Raw genomic sequence first — 17,719 nt, 5'->3', positions numbered from 1 at the left:
AAACAGCATTGCTCTTGATATAAATGATTCAACCGTAGAATGGTGAATACATCATGACAAGACTCACCCCGATTTAATGCCTCTTCAGACATGATGCCGCAAGCAGTAAAATTCAAGGGCAAAAATTAAAAAATTATAAAAATATTCAAAATGGCCGTTCTTTCGCTTAGGGGCAATACAGCGTAAAATAGCTGCCTATTGTCTTTTTTTATATCAGGTGTTTTCTCAGTGCAGAGTCCTTTAAATGTAGATCAGCTCGTTATGGCGCGTGACCGTCATCGTTTAAATCGACTCCAAAAAGGTAAAGATGCCAACCAAAAGCAATATCAAGAATTATTTGAAAAATCGCATGCCAAAGTCATGCAGCGTATCGAACGCATTCCCAATATCAAGCTGAATCAGGATCTGCCTGTTACCCAGTATGCAGACAAGCTGATTGAAGCGATCCAGCAACATCAGGTCATTATTGTGGCTGGTGAAACCGGTTCCGGTAAAACTACGCAATTACCACAAATCGCCATGCTGGCAGGTCGAGGCCTGACTGGTCTGATTGGCCATACCCAGCCACGTCGTCTAGCTGCGCGTAGCGTCTCACAGCGTATTGCAGAAGAAGTTGGCGAGAAACTGGGTGAATCAATTTCCTTTAAAGTCCGTTTTAATGAACAGGGCTCACAGGATTCGATCGTCCGTTTGATGACGGATGGTATTTTATTGGCAGAGTTGGCCAATGACCGGTTCCTGACCAAATACGACACCATCATTATTGATGAAGCCCATGAACGCTCGCTGAATATCGATTTCATCATGGGTTATCTCAAGCAGCTGTTGCCGCGTCGTAAAGATTTAAAAGTGATCATTACCTCGGCAACGCTGGACGTAAACCGTTTTAGTAACTACTTCAATGGTGCGCCGATCTATGAAGTGGAAGGACGTAGCTATCCGGTAGAAGTGCGTTATCGTCCAATTTCTGAAATGAGCATTGTCGGCAGTGATGACGACGAGTTTGATGATTTTGAAGAAAATCTGCCACGCGCAGTGGTTGCAGCAGTAGAAGAATGTTTTCAGGATGCACAAGAGAGAGGCCATCCAGAACATGCCGATATCCTGATTTTTGCCAGTACCGAACAGGAAATTCGTGAACTGCAGGAAACCCTGATCAAGCATGGTCCACGCCATACTGAAGTGTTACCACTTTACGCACGATTAGCATTAGCAGAACAGCAAAAGATCTTTAATCCATCCGGTGGCGGTCGGCGGATTATTATCGCCACCAACGTAGCAGAAACTGCACTGACTGTGCCGAATATCCGTTATGTGATTGATAGCGGTTTTGCCCGTATTTCCCGTTATAACTATCGTTCACGGGTGCAGCGCTTACCGATCGAAGCAGTTTCTCAAGCTGCTGCCAATCAGCGTAAAGGTCGTTGTGGTCGTATTGCGCCAGGTGTCTGTGTTCGTCTGTATAGTGAAGAGGACTTTTTAAGTCGTCCTGAATTTACCGAACCTGAGATTAAACGGACCAATCTGGCATCCGTCATTTTACAGATGCAAAGTCTGGGCCTAGGTTCACTGGAAGATTTTGATTTCATTGAACCGCCAGATCACCGTCTGGTCAATGATGGTCGCAAGCTCTTGATTGAGCTTGGGGCAATGGTGGAGAAGAGTAAAGCCCCTCTTTCTGAAAGAGGGGTTGGGGGAGATTCTACTAATCCTCCTAAATCCTCCTTTACGAAAGGAGGACTTCAAGGCAAGGGAGATTCTCTAACTAAAATCGGTCAGCAAATGGCAAAAATGCCAATTGATCCACGTCTGGCGCGAATGATTCTTGGCGGTGCCCATTTTGGTGCGCTGAATGAAGCTTTGGTGATTGTCGCGGCGCTGGCAGTACAAGACCCACGTGAACGTCCTGCGGATAAGCAGATGCAGGCTGATCAGAAACATGCCTTGTTCCGTGAAGCAGATTCAGATTTCCTGTTTTATATCAAGCTTTGGGATACCTTGCATAATAACCGTGAAAGTATGAGCGAAAACAAACGTCGTACTTTTGCACGGAATCATTTCCTGAGCTGGTTACGTCTGCGTGAATGGAAGAAAACTCATGAGCAGCTGGTGGATCTGGCTAAAGGCTTAAAATTATCCTTTAATGAAAAGAAAGCCAGTTATGAAAACCTGCACCGTGCCTTGTTAACTGGCTTGCTATCTTTTATTGCCAACAAGACTGATGAACGTAATGTGTTTATGGCAGTCCGTCAGCAGAAAGCACGGATTTTCCCGGCATCAACGCTGCACAAAACCAATACCCCATGGGTGATGGCTTTTGAAATGGTTGAAACCTCGCAGGTGTATTTACGGACTCTAGCGAAAATTGAGCCGGAATGGATTCTGCTGGCTGCGCGAGACTTACTGAAACATCATTATTTCGAACCGCACTGGTCGAAAAAAGCGGGTGTCGTAAATGCATACGATCAGATTTCATTATTCGGCCTGATCATCGAGCCGAAACGTCCGGTCAATTATGAAAAAGTGGATCAGCCGGCTGCGCATGAAATCTTCCTGCGTGATGCACTGACTACTGGCAATCTCGGTATTAATCCACCCTTCCTGAAGCATAATTTGCTGAAACTGGAAGAAGTGGAACGGGTAGAAGATAAACTGCGCCGTCGTGATCTGGTGGTGGATGAAGAAACCATTTACCAGTTCTATGCCTCCAAAGTGCCACCTGAAGTAGCTAGTCGCCGCAGTTTTGAGGACTGGCGTGCCACAGTAGAGCCACATGATCCACGTTATCTGTTTATTGATGATGATGCGCTGTGGCTGAATGATCGTCCAACCACACAACAGTTTCCGGATTATTTACGTAATGGTGAATTGCGTCTGGCGACCAGCTATCGTTTTGACCCAAGTCATGATGAAGATGGTGCAACGGTTAAAATTCCGCTGCAGGCTTTGCCGCAGGTCGATGAAAATATCTGGTCATGGGGGATTCCGGGCTGGCGTCTGGAGCTGATCGAAGCTTTATTAAAGACTTTGCCTAAAGATAAACGCCGTAGTCTGGTGCCGATTCCAGATACTGCGAAAAAGCTAGCAGCCCGTATTGATGCGGTAAATTTACGTGAGCATATTTTCAGTTTTCTGGCTTTCCAGTTGCGTGGCGAGCAGATTACAGAAAAAGATTTTAGTCTGGATCGGGTTGAGCAATATCTCTTGCCTTTGATCAAGGTGATAGATGAAAAAGGTCACGTGATTGAACAAGGCCGTGATCTGGCCGAGCTAAAAGCCCGTTGCCGTACTGAAACTCATAGCCCGGTGAAACAGTTAAAAGGTGAATTTAAAACCTTCCCGGAAAACTTTGTCTTTGAAGCATCGCAGAAAGTGACGGGTGTAGTCGTTAAGCAATATCAGGCACTGGTTCCGACCAAAGACTTTGCTGCACTGGAACAGAAAGATGAATCTGGTGTCGTGATTCAGACCTTTAATGATCAGGCTGAAGCCGTCAAACAGCATCGTGAAGGGATCATTCGGCTGGTGCATATGCAGCTCGGAGATCTGGTGCGTCAGCTGAAAAAACAGATTTCCAAACCGCTGGCACTGGCATATTCACCGCTTGGCGATAAGGCCCAACTGGAGCAAATGTTAGTTTATGCCACACTGCACCTGTCAATTAATGAGCTGCCTGTCAATATGCAAGAGTTCCAAAAGTTGGTAGAGGATGTAAAAAAATCTTTCCTGACTCATGGCCAGACTGCACTGAAAGAAATCACGGATATTTATATCCAGTGGCAGGAAATTCGTCGTAAATTACTGGTTTTAGACCCATCTATATTTGGAAAAAATATTGATGATATTGAGGATCAGCTTGATTTGATGAGTCTTTCTGACTTCGTTTATCGGAAACCTTCCGACGTATGGTCAGAATTTCCACGTTATTTGAAAGCCCTGATCTTGCGTTTAGAGCGCTTGCCAAATAACCTACAGAGGGATGATTCCGCCATTGACCAAATTGATCCGTGGATGGAAAAATTATTTAAGTTTAAAAATGACGCTCGCCTTAAAGAATTGTATTTTATGGTTGAGGAGTTAAGGATCTCATTGTTTTCTCAACCGATGAAAACGAAAACACCCATTTCTCCAACTCGCCTGCAAAAAGTATGGGAACGTCTTGGAATCAGTTAAGATATAGGTCATTTTGAGAAGGAGTTTTACATGGGCATCCGTATTACGGGTACTGGCTTGTTCCATCCGGAAGATGTCATTACCAATGAAGAGTTAGTTGAAAGTTTAAATGCTTATGTGGAACTGTATAATCACGAAAATGCAGATAAAATCGCTGCAGGCGAATTAGATGCGCGTCGTGGTTCTAGCGCAGAATTTATTGAAAAAGCGTCAGGCGTACAACGCCGTTATGTGTCAGAAAAAACTGGCATCCTCGATCCAAAACGTTTACGTCCAAATCTACGTGAACGTTCAGATGATGAAATTTCCCTTCAGGCAGAATGGGGCGTGATCGCAGCAAAACAGGCGATGGAAAATGCTGGTGTCACTGCTGAAGATATCGATGTTGTGATCCTGTCATGTTCAAATCTGCAACGTGCTTATCCTGCGGTTGCGATTGAAATCCAGACTGCTCTGGGTATTCAAGGTTATGCGTATGACATGAACGTCGCATGTTCAGCAGCAACTTTTGGTTTAAAACAGGCTGCCGATGCCATCAAAGCAGGTGCACGTCGTGTATTGCTGGTAAATGTCGAAATTACCTCTGCACATACCGATTTCCGTTCACGTGACTGTCACTTTATTTTTGGTGATGTCGCAACTGCATCGATCATTGAAGATACTGAAACTAAAACCGGTTTCGAGATTCTGGATACATCATTATTTACCCAGTTCTCAAACAATATCCGTAATAACTTCGGCTTCCTGAATACGTCTGAAAATGCAGATATTGACGACAAACGTTTCCGTCAGGACGGTCGTAAGGTATTTAAAGAAGTGTGTCCACTGGTTGCCAAGATGATTACTGCTCAACTTGAGAAAAATCATATTGCACCTACAGATGTAAAACGCTTCTGGTTGCACCAAGCCAATGCCAGCATGAATGAATTGATTCTGAAACTGGTAGTGGGTAAAGAAAATGCCAAACCAGGTCTGGTACCTATCATTCTGAATGAGTTTGCCAATACTTCTTCCGCAGGTGTCATTATTGCCTTACATCGTACTGCAAATGAAGTTGAAGACGGCGAATATGGCGTACTGTGTTCATTTGGTGCAGGCTATTCAGTGGGTTCAATCCTGGTACAAAAACGCGTGGCATAAGCCGGGAGCATATTTTGCAGGTCAAGCATGACGGAGCATGGATCAGGCGCTTAAGTGCCTTATCCAAACTGTATTTCACGCCTACTTTTTTAGGGGCTGAAAATATTGATGCCAGTCGACCTGCAATGTATGTCGGTAATCATTCCATGTATGGCATCTTTGATGCGCCAATGCTGATTGATTACCTGTACAATGAACATCAAGTGGCTGTGGTCAGTATTGCTGATCATAGCCATTTTTATGTGCCGCTATGGCGTGAAGCAGTGAAGAAATTTGGTGCTATTGATGGCATACAGGACTATGTCCGCTCGGCCATGCAGCAAGGCTACTCGATTCTGGTCTTTCCGGGGGGTGGCCGTGAAGTGCTGAAACGGGAAGGTGAGCAGTATCAGCTGATTTGGAAAGAGCGTTATGGCTTCCTTAAGCTGGCTCAAGAGTTTCAATACGATATAGTCCCTTTTGCTGCACTGGGCGGTGATGAAATCTATGAGATTGGATTTGATGCCAATAAGATCATTCAACATAAGTATTTTCAAAAATTATTAAAAATTCCCCAACTCAATAAATTATTACGTCATGGTGACGTGATTCCTTCCTTACCTAAAAATCTGTTTCCCAAACGCTTGCCTTTTTATTTTCAGTTTATGCCGCGGCAGCCAATTCATCATGTGCAGCACGAGAATGATCTGATTGATTTTCGTGAGTATTTACAACACAAGATTTATCAGGGGCTAGAACTGTTGGCTGACAGACGTCGGCAAGATGAAGTCTAGGTCTTTTCATCATTCCTGCTTTGCTTTACATTGAGATCGAATCGTCTAAAAAATCACCATGCTTCAATTTCTGTAATAGAAAGGAAAAAGCGATTTTAAAGGATTGAAATTCAGTAGGTCTGTAACTCAATAGGGTTAAAACGAAGGGGGAAATATGGAACAGGAGGGTTTGTTACTGCCATTCAGACAGCTCGCTGAACAATGCCTCATTATTTTTCCTGAGTTAAATCAGCTGTATCTGGATCAAATGGCGCTTATTGGTCATGTGAATGCCCAGAATTTGTTCAGGATTCATCAGGATGAGCATCGAATTGATCTGCTTAATGGCTTATTAAATATACAGCTATATACACCTCAAGATTTAAATCTGGAAAGTCCCCATGCCTTAGCAGAAATGCAGATTGATTCCAGGCTGGCTAAAGCAGAGGCTTTGGAAGAGTTTTTCTTTCAGGATATTTACTTTCTGACTGGCGATTTAAAGCCCCAGCATTCCCTGTTTTTACGTGATAAAGCCAAACAGCTCCGTCAACTTATTATTGATCAAGTCTATATATGGGTTAATGCGCCTGACCGAGTTGCTAATTGCTTAAAACAGATGTCGCTTGTGCAGGCTGAAATCATCGACTCCTTTATGATTAAAGCCGAAGTTTATACTCAGCCTTGTATCAGTAATTGTCTTCAAAGTGGACATGAGATTCCGGCGCATGTTTTAAAACAGCTACAGCAAATCTTTTCCTTGCAATATTTGCAGCCAGATGAGTTTCTATCGATTCAGTCAGTGATGGACAGTCTGGATGCATTCTGTTTCAGTGCGCCTGAGTTTCTGCACCCAGCGACCTACCGGATTATCTCTTTATCCTTTGAAAACCGGTTCAATCTGCATGAACTGAATGACCATATTGACGATATCCGTTTGCTGTATCGGCATGCCGAAGAGCAAAGTCATCTACTGGGCTTTGTCCGGCTGATGAATCGTGATAGCTGGCATCGGAGTGATCTGCTATCCAAACGCAATTTTCTGGAAAATAATCCTTATTTATGGCAGAAAAAAGTCGCCAAACTTCCTTTATTTGACTGTCATCGGGTAGTGAACTGGTTATTTAAACAGCCTGCGGAAATCTTAGATTGGCTGAGCGGCAGTATTCAACATAGCAGTGTGCGGGTGGCAGCAACAGCCTTAAGCTTTATCGATACGCATCATATTCATCCGCAGATTGTTTTAGCTACCTTGCAATATTTTCAATATATCGCAGCACGTCTATTTATTGATGATGTTCATCAATATGCCCTTCAGCATCACTGGTTTGAGCATGAGCTGAATCGAACAGTTGTTCTCAAAGGAACGCGTCAGGCTATTGAGGATCATCGCATTGCGATTAGTCCATCGATTCTATATCTGGATGAATGGATCGGATTATTGCGGGATGTAGTGGCAATGGATGATCAGATGACTAAAAGGGTCTATGCTAACTTAAGTCGGGTGATACAGGCTTATATGCAGTATCTGTATAAGATTACCTGTGATTTGCCTGAGGATGTGCTGGCTTATATTCGGCCTCAAACTCAGCAAGACCGTAATTTTTATAACGTGCTACAACGTAACCAGATTCCATTTGTAGAGTTCAGGAAGCGTTTTTATTTACACGCCCGGCATGTGCGGGAATCCTGTTTTGACGGTTATATCCGCGATTATCTGCCGGAGTATTTTTCTACTCAAACAGAAGTGCCTAAGAATTTAAGCTGGACCAGTTTATTTATGCAGGCAGTTGCCTGGCATGAGCAGATTCAGAAGCAGGAAATTATTGCCAAGCTCAAAAAAGACTTTGCGCTTGCCAGCTGGAGGCCGCTCACACAAGCACATTTTCTACTGTATTTTAATTGGCGTTTTGAGGAGTTGAAAACACTAGAGCGGATTATTGAAGAGGCCAGAATATTCCGGAACTGTCTGGCTGCAAGTTATGCACAGCGTATAGTCGAAGGTGAATATGTGGCTTTTCGCATGTCACATCCTGCCATCAAGTTACCTCTGATTTTAGGCTGTCAGTTGCAGAATGACCAAGTCATCTTTGACCAGCTTGAGTATCCAAATAATCAAAAAGCGGAAGTTGAATATATCAATATTGCCCAGCATTTTATTAACTGGTTAAACCTGCAGGCTTGACCTGATTCAATGCTTTTCTGTCCGTGAAGCTTAACTTTTCCGGCAAAAATCGTTAGGCTATAGCCGTTCTTTTACGGTATCTCTTTTATGAAACAGGAAACTGCACTTAAGCTCTTAAAAGCAGGGGAAAATGTCTTTTTAACCGGTTCTGCGGGTGCAGGGAAAACTTATACGCTCAATCAATATATTAATTATCTGAAAGCCCGTAAGGTATCGGTCGCGATTACTGCATCGACTGGTATTGCGGCAACGCATATGAATGGTATGACCATTCATACTTGGGCAGGGATCGGGATCAAAGACTTTTTGTCTGAAGAAGACCTGAAGCGGATGAAAGAGCGTAAATACCTGAAAGAACACTTGGAAAATGCGCAAGTTCTGATTATTGATGAAATTTCCATGCTGCATGCCAAGCAGCTCAATCTAGTCAATCAGGTGCTAAAATATTTCAAGGAAAGCGATGAAGCTTTTGGCGGGATTCAAGTCATTGTTGCAGGAGACTTTTTCCAGTTACCGCCTGTTGGAAAAAATGATGAACGTAACCGCGATAAATTCTGTTTTATGTCGGATGCCTGGGTTGAAGCCAAGTTCCGCGTCTGTTACTTGACTGAGCAGCATCGTCAGGGTAATGACTACCTGAATGATATTCTGAATGCCATTCGTGCGCAGGCCATTTCACCTGAACATCGTTCAGCGCTACAGGGTACACGTCAGCAGGATATTGGCGATACCTATACACGTCTCTATACCCACAATATGGATGTCGACAGCATTAACTTTAAGCATCTGAATGAAATTGATCAGGATCCCCGCCAGTTTGATGCGCAATGTGATGGTAATGAAAAACTGATTGAAACCTTAAAGTCTTCAGTCCGTGCACCCGAAGCCTTAACCCTGAAAAAACATGCCAAGGTCATGTTCGTGAAAAATAACTTTGATATGGGCTATATCAATGGCAGCTTGGGCGAAGTAATTGGCTTTGAAGATGATGATGAGCATGGCGTGCTGCCAAAGGTCAAACTGACAGATGGAACTACATTAATTGTAGAGCCTGAAACCTGGTCAGTGGATAATGAAGCAGGCAAAACCATTGCCAGTTTCCAGCAGATTCCACTACGTCTGGCTTGGGCGATTACCATTCATAAGTCTCAAGGCATGACGCTAGAAGCTGCTGAGATTGACCTGAGCCATACCTTTGAAAAAGGTCAAGGTTATGTAGCATTATCCCGTTTGAAAAGCTTAAATGGATTACGTCTAAAAGGCTTTAATGAACAGGCTCTGGAACTTGATAGTCTTGCCATTAAGGCTGATCGCCGTTTTCAGGAACTGTCAGATGAAGCAGAAGCGAATTTTGAAAACGTGGATTTGACTGTACAGCATAAGGCCTTTATCCGTCATTGTGGTGGCACTTTGAACGAAGTCGAGATCCAGCGCAATGAGAAGAAAATTGCCAAAAATGGTGGCAAGCAAAACTACGCGACTGCAACCTTGGATGAAACCCGTGAACTGTTTGAAGAAGGTTATGAGATTTCCGATATTGCCACTGAACGTGGTTTAACGCCGGCAACCATCATTAACCATCTGGGGCGTTTGCATAAGGAGCAAGGGCTGGATATCTCAGTGGCTCATCCGGGTGAAGAAGTCGTTGAACAAGTCCGCAAGATTTATAAACGTCTAACCAAACGTCAAAACTCAGATCATTTTAATGATGATGGCAGTATTAAATTACGTCCGATTGTGGAATTGACCAGTCCGCGTATGGGTTATGATCAGGTACGTTTGGCCTTGCTGTTTGTGGAATAAAATTTGAGTTTTTAAATTTTAGTATTTAACGTGAGCTTTTACTTTTGAAAGATCAAAAGTAACAAAAATCTTTTGTTGGATTGAAGGTACATCCTGTACCTCAATCCAACGAGCGACATCCATGTCGCTGATCATGTGATTTAATACTTTGCAGTTCATAATTTTAGAATGTTAATTTTTAAGAATATTGCACAATCATAGTTAAAGGCTTATTGCGTTCCAATCAATAACGATAAAATCCCGGCCGCAATTAATGGCCCGACAGGGACACCACGAAGTACCGCGACACCTGCGACTGTACCAATTAATAGACCTGCAACGACATCAGGCTGACTCGACATCAGTTTCACCCCACGTCCACCAAGCCAGGCAACGAATAGACCGATTGCAATTGCCAGTAAAGATTTCCAGCTCAGAAATGATTTAAGAATACTGTCACCAGGAATTTTCCCGCTAGCAATCGGAGTCAATACGCCAATGGTTAAAATAATAATCCCGATATTTAGGCCATGTTGCTGTACATAAGGTAAGAGTTCATTGAGAGGCGTGATTTTTAATACGATCAACACGGCCGCAGCAATGGTCACAGCAGTATTATGACTAAAAATACCGCAAGCTAGTAGAACTAGAAGAACAAGCAGATTCAAATCAAGTTGGGACATGAGGAGATAAAAAAATGAAAAGTCACAGGATTATAGGCTTTTTAGCCATTTAAAGGGAGAATGCTCTACAAGAAATGAATCTGGCTAGTTTTCAGTATAGAATGCGCCTATCGTTCGTATAAACAGGTTCAGACAGATGCTATTGGAAAAAATGTTGCAATCACAAGGTTTCGGTTCACGAAAACATTGTCAGCAACTGATTAAAAATGGTGCTGTTTCGATTCAGAATGAAATCATTGATAATCCCAAGCATAAGCTGAATCTGCAAGATCTGACCTTTAGCGTCTATGGTCATGAATATCGCTATCGGGAAAAAGTATATATTGCGCTCAATAAGCCTCAAGATTATGAGTGTTCACATCAGGCTACCCATCATTTCAGTGTATTTGATCTGTTTGATGACACCTTGTTAAACCGTGGAATTCAATGTGTAGGTCGTCTCGATCAAGATACAACTGGACTGTTATTGCTGACCGATGATGGTCAGTTTCTACAAGCGTTGACCCATCCTAAAAAACATGTAGCGAAAGTCTATCAGATGACTACTGCTGATCCCGTGACGGATGAGCAGATTAAACAGCTTGAACTGGGTGTGGAATTGAGAAATGAAAAAGGCACCTTTGCTGCTACAGATATTGTTCGTCTGAATGACAATCGACTGCAAATGACCATTCATCAAGGTGTGTATCATCAGGTGAAACGTATGCTGGCAGCTGTTGGCAATAAAGTGGAGCAGCTGCATCGTGCCCAGATTGGTGCATTGGCCTTGAATGAACTAGCAATAGGAGAATGGACCTATCTGGACGCAGAACAAGTGGCACAGGCAAAATTCCGTACCGAATAAAGTCTGGGATTTATTTCAGGAAACAATGAAAAGTTACGAATTCATTGTCCTGAATGAACCCAAGTGACTCATAAAGTTTATGTGACTGATAATTGGTTTTTTGCGTTTCCAGGCTGATTCGAAGCGCATTTTCATGCCGGGCAAATAAAATAGCAGTATCAATTAGTTGTTTGGCTGCACCATGCCGACGATAAGGCGGGCTAATATAGACATCGTCCAGCACATAATAGGTAGAACATGCGACTGAGGAAAATCTTAAATACAGCAGAATAAATCCGGTAAAAATATCATCCTTGGTGTTGATAAAAATGACAGTTTGACCATCTTCAAAACGCTGTTTCAAAAACTCGTAAGATAAATCCAGATTGGAAGAAGTACCATAAAATTGACGGTACTCATCAAATAAAACGGCCAGGTTAGGTAGATCTTCTGACTGGGCACGTCGCACGATCATCGGCTTACTCCATGTTAATTTTATTATTTATCATTAACATCAAGCATAGCGAAGTTTGAAAGGAGAGAAACTTAAGAATTGTTCGTAAATGCAACAATGTTAAATTTTGTCGCTTTCACCTAAAATAGCATTCAGTTCTTCAAATAAATCAAAATGATCATCATCCAGATTCATTTCCTGATGATCTGCTGGAATCGCTGTAGCACTTGGACTTGAGCTTTGTTCTGCCTTAATTTCATTCTGTTTCTGCTTACGTAACTTGATCAGCTGTTCCAGATTAATATTCTGATTTTCAATCGAGAAGGGGATTGATTTGGTCAGAACCACCTGTTTAAAAAAAAGACGAACTGCCTGAGCCGGCGTAATCCCCAATTGTTTAAATACTGCAAATGCCTGTTTCTTTTCTTGGGAATCCAGGCGAATTTGATAAACTTCAGTTTTTCTCATAATATTTTCAAAGCTTTAAATTACTTAACTTTTCGCCTTATTCTAATCGATAACTTCGGGATTTCAATCCTCAAGTTGCCGTTTTTAGAAAATAATCTGTAATGACAAGAGATTTACAGTGTCAATTCAAGTTTAGAGCTAAATTGCATCTGCTTTTGGGTAACTGGATCCGTAAACTGAATGTGTTTGGCCAGTAGCTGTAACGGTGCAGAAAAATCATCATCCGCCTTATGGGAAACCTGCGGATAAAAAGGATCATTCTGGATCGGAATCCCCAAATGACTTAAGTGTACCCTTAACTGATGCTGCTTTCCTGTATGTGGTTTTAGCTCATATTTGCCCCATTGCTGATCATGTTGCAGCAATTGAATTTCGGTTTCGCTATTAGGCTCTCCTTCTACCACCTGCATGGTATAAAAGGGCTGGCCTTTCTCCATTTTCAGCTTTGTGATGAGCGGAAAACTTAAATCATCACGATAAGCCGCAATCGCATGATAGGTTTTTTGTACCTGCCGAGTCGCAAACATCTGCTGATAAACGCCACGCGATTGCACACATTTTGAAATCAGCACCACACCTGCCGTTTCACGATCTAAGCGATGAATTGGAGTGAGATGTTCATTTCCGGTTTGCTGTTTTAGGCGTACCAGCAAGGTTTCCTGTACATATTGCCCAGTAGGACTCATGGTCAGAAAATGCGGTTTATCAACGACCAGCAGATGTTCATTCTCAAACAGAATCTGATGCTGAAAAGGAACATGCACTTCGTGTGCCAAAAAACGATAATAAAAACAATGAGTATTTGCTTGAAAAGAACTTTCGATGGTTAAGGTGTTGCCCTGAGCATCATAAACCAGACCATTATCGAAACGGGATTGCCATTCGCTCGACTCAATATGTGGAAATTGTGCACAGAGATAAGCATAGACTGTCTTGGGTGAATCTGATGTCACTTGCAGGAATACTTTACTTGCCGTAACTCCATTCAGCATGGGTGGGCTAAATTCAACAGTCGAAGTCATCACAACGTGGATCTATCTCTGGTCTGGAACGGATGCTGTGAAAAAATACAGTTTCTCACAGAGGTGAATAGGCTTTTAAAGCGTTGCGATGCTATCATAATTATTCTTTTTCATCATGTCGTGAGTAATATGCCTTATTCATTTAATGTCACTTTAAAACATGAAGATGACACCCAAAATCTGGCCAAAGTTCTGGCAAATAATTTTTCTTCGGGCGTTATATATCTGATTGGTGACTTGGGTGCGGGGAAAACCACGCTGACGCGTTATTACTTACAACAACTCGGTCATAAAGGCTCAGTAAAAAGTCCGACTTATACGCTGGTGGAACCGTATCAGGTGAATGGTCAGGATATCTTTCATTTTGATTTATATCGTCTCAATGACCCTTATGAACTTGAATTGATGGGAATCCGGGATTATTTAGAAACTCTCAATGCGCTATTTCTATTTGAATGGCCTTCTAAGGGGGGTGATGAAATCCCGCAAGCCGATTTAATTATTGAAATTTTAAAATCAGAAGATGAGCTGACCCGTACTGCAAGTCTGATTTCTTCTAATCTGGCATTACAGCAAGCTTTGGAGCGTGAATTCCCAAATGGTTGATGATTTAAGCATACGCCGTATCCGTGCACTTGATCCTGCGCTGGCGAACCAGATTGCCGCAGGTGAGGTGATTGAACGTCCTGCATCTGTGGTCAAGGAGTTGCTGGAAAACTCGATTGATGCAGGTGCGACCGAGCTGATCATCCGGGTGGAACAGGGCGGCAGTACGCTGATTGAAATCATTGATAATGGCCGAGGCATTCATTATGAGGATTTGCCACTAGCCGTGATGCGTCACGCGACCAGTAAGATTCAAACGGCTGAAGAGCTGCATGCGATTACCAGTTTGGGCTTTCGTGGTGAGGCGTTGGCCTCGATTGCTGCAGTGTCACGCCTGACTTTAACCAGTAGCCAGAATGAAGATGGCATTGGCTATCAGGTCGAAGTGAACGGTACGGCTTTTGATCATCAGGATATTCAACCGGTCGCAGCATCCAAAGGAACTCAGATCCGGGTGCAGGATTTATTCTTCAATGTCCCGGCGCGGCGCAAATTCCTGAAAAAGCCCGGCACTGAATTTGGACATATCGAAGAAATTGTTCGCCGTATGGCTTTAACGCATTTCGATATTCGCTTTGTATTGGAACATAACCAAACCATCAAGCTGAATTTGCCGGTTGCAGATAGTGGAGCTTTGCGTTTTCAACGTGTGCAACAATTACTTGGCCGTCAGTTTACTGAAAATGCTTACTGGATTGATGCAGACAGTATCAATATGCGTTTATCAGGCTGGCTCGGACATCCTTCGGATGCACGGGCTCAAGCCGATTTGCAGTATGTCTATGTGAATGGCCGGATCGTTAAAGATAAGACTATTTCGCACGCTTTGCGTATGGCTTATGATGGTATCCTGCATGGCCATCAGCATGCCGCTTATTTACTATTTCTGGAAATCGATCCAGAAAGCATCGATGTCAATGTACATCCGACCAAACACGAAATTCGTTTCCTGAACCAGCGTGAAGTACATGAATTTGTACGTCACTATGCCAAGGAAACTCTGGCGCAATTTCAGACTGCGAGTGCTGATCTGGCTGAGGCGATGAAAACTGAGTCTGAAGCTGTTGCGATAACACCTCAGCCGCGCTATCAAGAGCAGTTTAGCCTGCATCAGTCCGTAGCCACTCAACCGGTTATTCCAGTCACATCTCCGTATCGTCAGCATGAAGAAGAAGCTTCTGATGTGTTAACGGATTTCGAGTCATCAGGTCCACAAACTGTGCATTATGCGCAGGATTATAATAAGTCATATTCGGGTTCACAGCAGCTGAATAATGCCTTGAAAAGTTATCTCGCGCCGTTAAGAGAAACTGAACCGGAAATCAATAATTCAGCATCGGATACATTTCAGTCACATTTACAAAGTAAAGTAGATGAGCATCCTTTGGGGATTGCGATCGCTCAACTGCATGGTATTTATATTCTGGCGCAAAATACCGAAGGCCTAATCATCGTAGATATGCATGCGGCGCATGAGCGTATTCTGCTGCAACAGATGAAAATGGCTTGGGATAAACCGGAATTCTGGATATCCCAGCAATTGCTGATTCCTAAAGTGGTGAGCATTAGTCGTATGCAAGCCATGCGTGTTGACGAGCTCAAAGATCAACTCGCTCGTTTAGGCCTGGAAATTGACCAGTATGGTGATGAACAGGTCATTGTACGGGGCGTACCGGCCATTTTGCATAAAGCTGATTTTGATGCCTTGATCCCTGAATTATTGAATGATCTGGATCCTAATGATCAGGGACAGGGTTTAATGCAGAAACGTGACCAGATTCTTGCAGGTATGGCCTGTCATGGTGCAGTACGTGCACATCGAATGTTGAGTCTGTCAGAAATGAACGCTTTGCTGCGCCAGATGGAACAAACTGAATTTGCGAGCCAATGTAATCATGGTCGTCCAACCTGGCGAGCATTTCCATTGTCTCAACTTGATAAACTTTTCGCTCGAGGAGAGTAGCCTTACATGTCCAATCAACTGCCGGTCATCAATTTAATGGGACCAACTGCAAGCGGTAAAACTGCTTTGGCATGTGAACTATACGAGCAAGGTCATTTTGAGCTGATTTCTGTCGATTCTGCGCTAGTTTATCGGGAAATGGACATTGGTACAGCGAAACCTTCTAAAGAGGAATTAGAGCGCTATCCGCATCATCTGATTGATATTATTAGCCCGCTCGAAGTCTATTCTGCAGCAAACTTTGTCGAAGATGCTTGCCGTCTGATTGATGATATTCATGCGCATGGTAAAACACCAATTTTGGTGGGTGGCACCATGCTGTATTTTAAGGCCTTACTTGAAGGCTTATCTGACAATTTGCCAAGTGCAGATTACGCAGTACGTGCCCAGATCGAAGAGAAAGCCGCTCGTGAAGGGTGGGAAGCGGTGTATGCTGAATTATGTCAGGTAGATCCTTTAGCAGGCCAGAAATTTAAAGTCAGTGATAAACAGAGAATTATCCGTGCATTAGAGGTTTTTAAGCTAACAGGTGAGCCGATTACAAAACTACAAGCAGAACAACCAAAAAATTTACCATATCGTTACAGTTTCCATAATTATGCCTTAATGCCCGATCGGTTAGAATTGCACAAACGTATTGAAAAACGTCTTGAAATTATGTGGAAAAACGGATTTTTAAATGAAGTTAAAGGATTAATGGGAAAATACGATTTTGACGAAAATTTACCCTCAATGCGTTCAGTAGGTTACCGCCAAGCCATAGAATTCTTAAAAAAAGGTGACCTAAGTCATGAAAAACAACGGGAAATGGAGGATAAGGCTTTATTTGCGACACGACAACTTGCCAAACGTCAATATACCTGGTTGAGATCTTTGCAAGAAAAGCATAAATTTACAACATATTTTACGCTCGAGCAGGCCCAAGAAGACTTGCGAAACTGTCACGGATAAAGCAAAATTTGAGTACTATCTTTTTTATAATTTTTAATTGAAAAATAGAGATAGTTTTTTGCGCTGATTTTTAAATTTTTGGAGTTATAACATGTCTAAAGGTCAAACTTTACAAGATCCATTCTTGAATTCTCTCCGTAAGGAACGTATTCCAGTTTCTATCTTCCTGGTAAACGGTATCAAATTACAAGGTCACATCGAGTCTTTTGACCAATACGTTGTATTATTAAAAAATACAGTAAGCCAAATGGTTTACAAACACGCGATTTCTACAGTTGTACCTGCACGTAACCCTCGTCCAGCTGGTGCTTCTGCTGGTCCACAAGGTGCTGGCTTCGGTGGTCAAGGCGGCGCAGGTGGCTTCGGTGGTCAAGGCGCTGCTGGTGGCTTCGGCGGTCAAGGTGGCTTCGGCGGTCAAGGCGCTGGCTTCGGCGGTCAAGGCGCTGGCTTCGGCGGTCAAGGCGGCTTCGGTAGTCAAGGTGGCTTCGGTAGTCAAGGTGGCTTCGGTGGTCAAGGTGCTGGTTTTGGTGGTCAAGGTGCTGGTTTTGGTGGTCAAGGCGCTGGTTTTGACAACGATTCAAAATTTGAAGATTCTTCTGACGACGAAAACAATCGTTAATCGGATCTGAAATAAAAAAGCCTCTTAATAAGAGGCTTTTTTATTGCTTAAAAAATTGAGCCATTAAAAAAGCCAGCATTATGCTGGCTTTCTTTTCTTAA

Annotated in this window: 14 protein-coding genes; 10 read left to right on the top strand and 4 right to left on the bottom strand. The window is 43.0% G+C overall.

Annotated elements, in window-relative coordinates:
- The first annotated feature begins 228 nt into the window (after positions 1-228).
- From hrpA to FTV25_RS03790, 5 genes are all read left to right on the top strand, one after another.
- Positions 229-4,173, top strand: coding sequence for an ATP-dependent RNA helicase HrpA (gene hrpA, locus FTV25_RS03810; protein ID WP_180002184.1), 3,945 nt, complete (start codon positions 229-231; stop codon positions 4,171-4,173).
- 30 nt (positions 4,174-4,203) lie between these two features.
- Positions 4,204-5,313 (top strand): beta-ketoacyl-ACP synthase III, encoded by a 1,110-nt coding sequence (locus FTV25_RS03805; protein ID WP_004784039.1) that lies wholly within the window; start codon positions 4,204-4,206, stop codon positions 5,311-5,313.
- Between the two features lie 14 nt (positions 5,314-5,327).
- Entirely contained in the window at positions 5,328-6,086 is a 759-nt protein-coding gene (locus tag FTV25_RS03800) for a 1-acyl-sn-glycerol-3-phosphate acyltransferase (protein ID WP_180002185.1), read from the top strand.
- A 154-nt stretch (positions 6,087-6,240) separates the two neighbouring features.
- Positions 6,241-8,247: a hypothetical protein gene (locus tag FTV25_RS03795; RefSeq protein WP_180002186.1), complete on the top strand. Its 2,007-nt coding sequence runs from the start codon at positions 6,241-6,243 to the stop codon at positions 8,245-8,247.
- Positions 8,248-8,334: 87 nt separating this feature from the next.
- Complete coding sequence (locus tag FTV25_RS03790; protein ID WP_180002187.1) at positions 8,335-10,050, top strand: AAA family ATPase; 1,716 nt, start codon at positions 8,335-8,337, stop codon at positions 10,048-10,050.
- Positions 10,051-10,259: 209 nt separating this feature from the next.
- Here the strand turns inward: FTV25_RS03790 and FTV25_RS03785 are convergent, their stop codons facing one another.
- The gene (locus tag FTV25_RS03785) at positions 10,260-10,712 is read right to left on the bottom strand and encodes a DUF441 domain-containing protein (RefSeq protein WP_159124011.1); all 453 of its coding nucleotides are present in this window, start codon (positions 10,710-10,712) and stop codon (positions 10,260-10,262) included.
- A 136-nt stretch (positions 10,713-10,848) separates the two neighbouring features.
- Between FTV25_RS03785 and FTV25_RS03780 the strand changes: the two genes are divergently transcribed.
- Entirely contained in the window at positions 10,849-11,556 is a 708-nt protein-coding gene (locus tag FTV25_RS03780) for a pseudouridine synthase (RefSeq protein ID WP_180002188.1), read from the top strand.
- A gap of 10 nt (positions 11,557-11,566) precedes the next feature.
- Here the strand turns inward: FTV25_RS03780 and FTV25_RS03775 are convergent, their stop codons facing one another.
- From FTV25_RS03775 to FTV25_RS03765, 3 genes are all read right to left on the bottom strand, one after another.
- A complete protein-coding gene (locus tag FTV25_RS03775; protein ID WP_004784033.1) occupies positions 11,567-12,010 on the bottom strand; it encodes a GNAT family N-acetyltransferase in 444 nt (147 codons plus the stop codon).
- Between the two features lie 99 nt (positions 12,011-12,109).
- Complete coding sequence (locus FTV25_RS03770) at positions 12,110-12,457, bottom strand: type II toxin-antitoxin system RelB/DinJ family antitoxin (protein WP_159124009.1); 348 nt, start codon at positions 12,455-12,457, stop codon at positions 12,110-12,112.
- A 113-nt stretch (positions 12,458-12,570) separates the two neighbouring features.
- Positions 12,571-13,479 (bottom strand): RluA family pseudouridine synthase, encoded by a 909-nt coding sequence (locus FTV25_RS03765; RefSeq protein WP_180002244.1) that lies wholly within the window; start codon positions 13,477-13,479, stop codon positions 12,571-12,573.
- A gap of 129 nt (positions 13,480-13,608) precedes the next feature.
- Here FTV25_RS03765 and tsaE point away from each other — a divergent pair, with 129 nt between their 5' ends.
- The 4 genes from tsaE (at position 13,609) to hfq (ending at position 17,618) form a co-directional block, all read left to right on the top strand.
- Positions 13,609-14,085: a tRNA (adenosine(37)-N6)-threonylcarbamoyltransferase complex ATPase subunit type 1 TsaE gene (gene tsaE / locus FTV25_RS03760; protein ID WP_180002189.1), complete on the top strand. Its 477-nt coding sequence runs from the start codon at positions 13,609-13,611 to the stop codon at positions 14,083-14,085.
- Positions 14,078-16,048, top strand: a complete 1,971-nt coding sequence (mutL, locus tag FTV25_RS03755; RefSeq protein ID WP_180002190.1) for a DNA mismatch repair endonuclease MutL — start codon at positions 14,078-14,080, stop codon at positions 16,046-16,048. The genes tsaE and mutL overlap by 8 nt, the downstream gene beginning before the upstream one ends.
- A gap of 6 nt (positions 16,049-16,054) precedes the next feature.
- Complete coding sequence (gene miaA, locus FTV25_RS03750; RefSeq protein ID WP_180002191.1) at positions 16,055-16,999, top strand: tRNA (adenosine(37)-N6)-dimethylallyltransferase MiaA; 945 nt, start codon at positions 16,055-16,057, stop codon at positions 16,997-16,999.
- 91 nt (positions 17,000-17,090) lie between these two features.
- Complete coding sequence (gene hfq, locus FTV25_RS03745; protein ID WP_180002192.1) at positions 17,091-17,618, top strand: RNA chaperone Hfq; 528 nt, start codon at positions 17,091-17,093, stop codon at positions 17,616-17,618.
- The last annotated feature ends 101 nt before the right edge of the window (positions 17,619-17,719 follow it).

It is taken from the genome of Acinetobacter sp. YH12249 (assembly GCF_013417475.1).
Lineage (GTDB): Bacteria > Pseudomonadota > Gammaproteobacteria > Pseudomonadales > Moraxellaceae > Acinetobacter.
Note: the sequence above shows the minus strand (reverse complement) of the source record. Positions and strands in the feature narration are given on the sequence as shown.

Excerpts from the sequence above, each read along its gene's own strand:
- FTV25_RS03770 (WP_159124009.1), bottom strand. The coding sequence starts at position 12,457 with ATGAGAAAAACTGAAGTTTATCAAATTCGCCTGGATTCCCAAGAAAAG.
- mutL (WP_180002190.1), top strand. The coding sequence starts at position 14,078 with ATGGTTGATGATTTAAGCATACGCCGTATCCGTGCACTTGATCCTGCG.
- miaA (WP_180002191.1), top strand. The coding sequence starts at position 16,055 with ATGTCCAATCAACTGCCGGTCATCAATTTAATGGGACCAACTGCAAGC.
- FTV25_RS03765 (WP_180002244.1), bottom strand. The coding sequence starts at position 13,479 with ATGACTTCGACTGTTGAATTTAGCCCACCCATGCTGAATGGAGTTACG.
- FTV25_RS03795 (WP_180002186.1), top strand. The coding sequence starts at position 6,241 with ATGGAACAGGAGGGTTTGTTACTGCCATTCAGACAGCTCGCTGAACAA.
- FTV25_RS03785 (WP_159124011.1), bottom strand. The coding sequence starts at position 10,712 with ATGTCCCAACTTGATTTGAATCTGCTTGTTCTTCTAGTTCTACTAGCT.
- tsaE (WP_180002189.1), top strand. The coding sequence starts at position 13,609 with ATGCCTTATTCATTTAATGTCACTTTAAAACATGAAGATGACACCCAA.
- FTV25_RS03790 (WP_180002187.1), top strand. The coding sequence starts at position 8,335 with ATGAAACAGGAAACTGCACTTAAGCTCTTAAAAGCAGGGGAAAATGTC.
- FTV25_RS03775 (WP_004784033.1), bottom strand. The coding sequence starts at position 12,010 with ATGATCGTGCGACGTGCCCAGTCAGAAGATCTACCTAACCTGGCCGTT.
- FTV25_RS03805 (WP_004784039.1), top strand. The coding sequence starts at position 4,204 with ATGGGCATCCGTATTACGGGTACTGGCTTGTTCCATCCGGAAGATGTC.
- FTV25_RS03780 (WP_180002188.1), top strand. The coding sequence starts at position 10,849 with ATGCTATTGGAAAAAATGTTGCAATCACAAGGTTTCGGTTCACGAAAA.
- hfq (WP_180002192.1), top strand. The coding sequence starts at position 17,091 with ATGTCTAAAGGTCAAACTTTACAAGATCCATTCTTGAATTCTCTCCGT.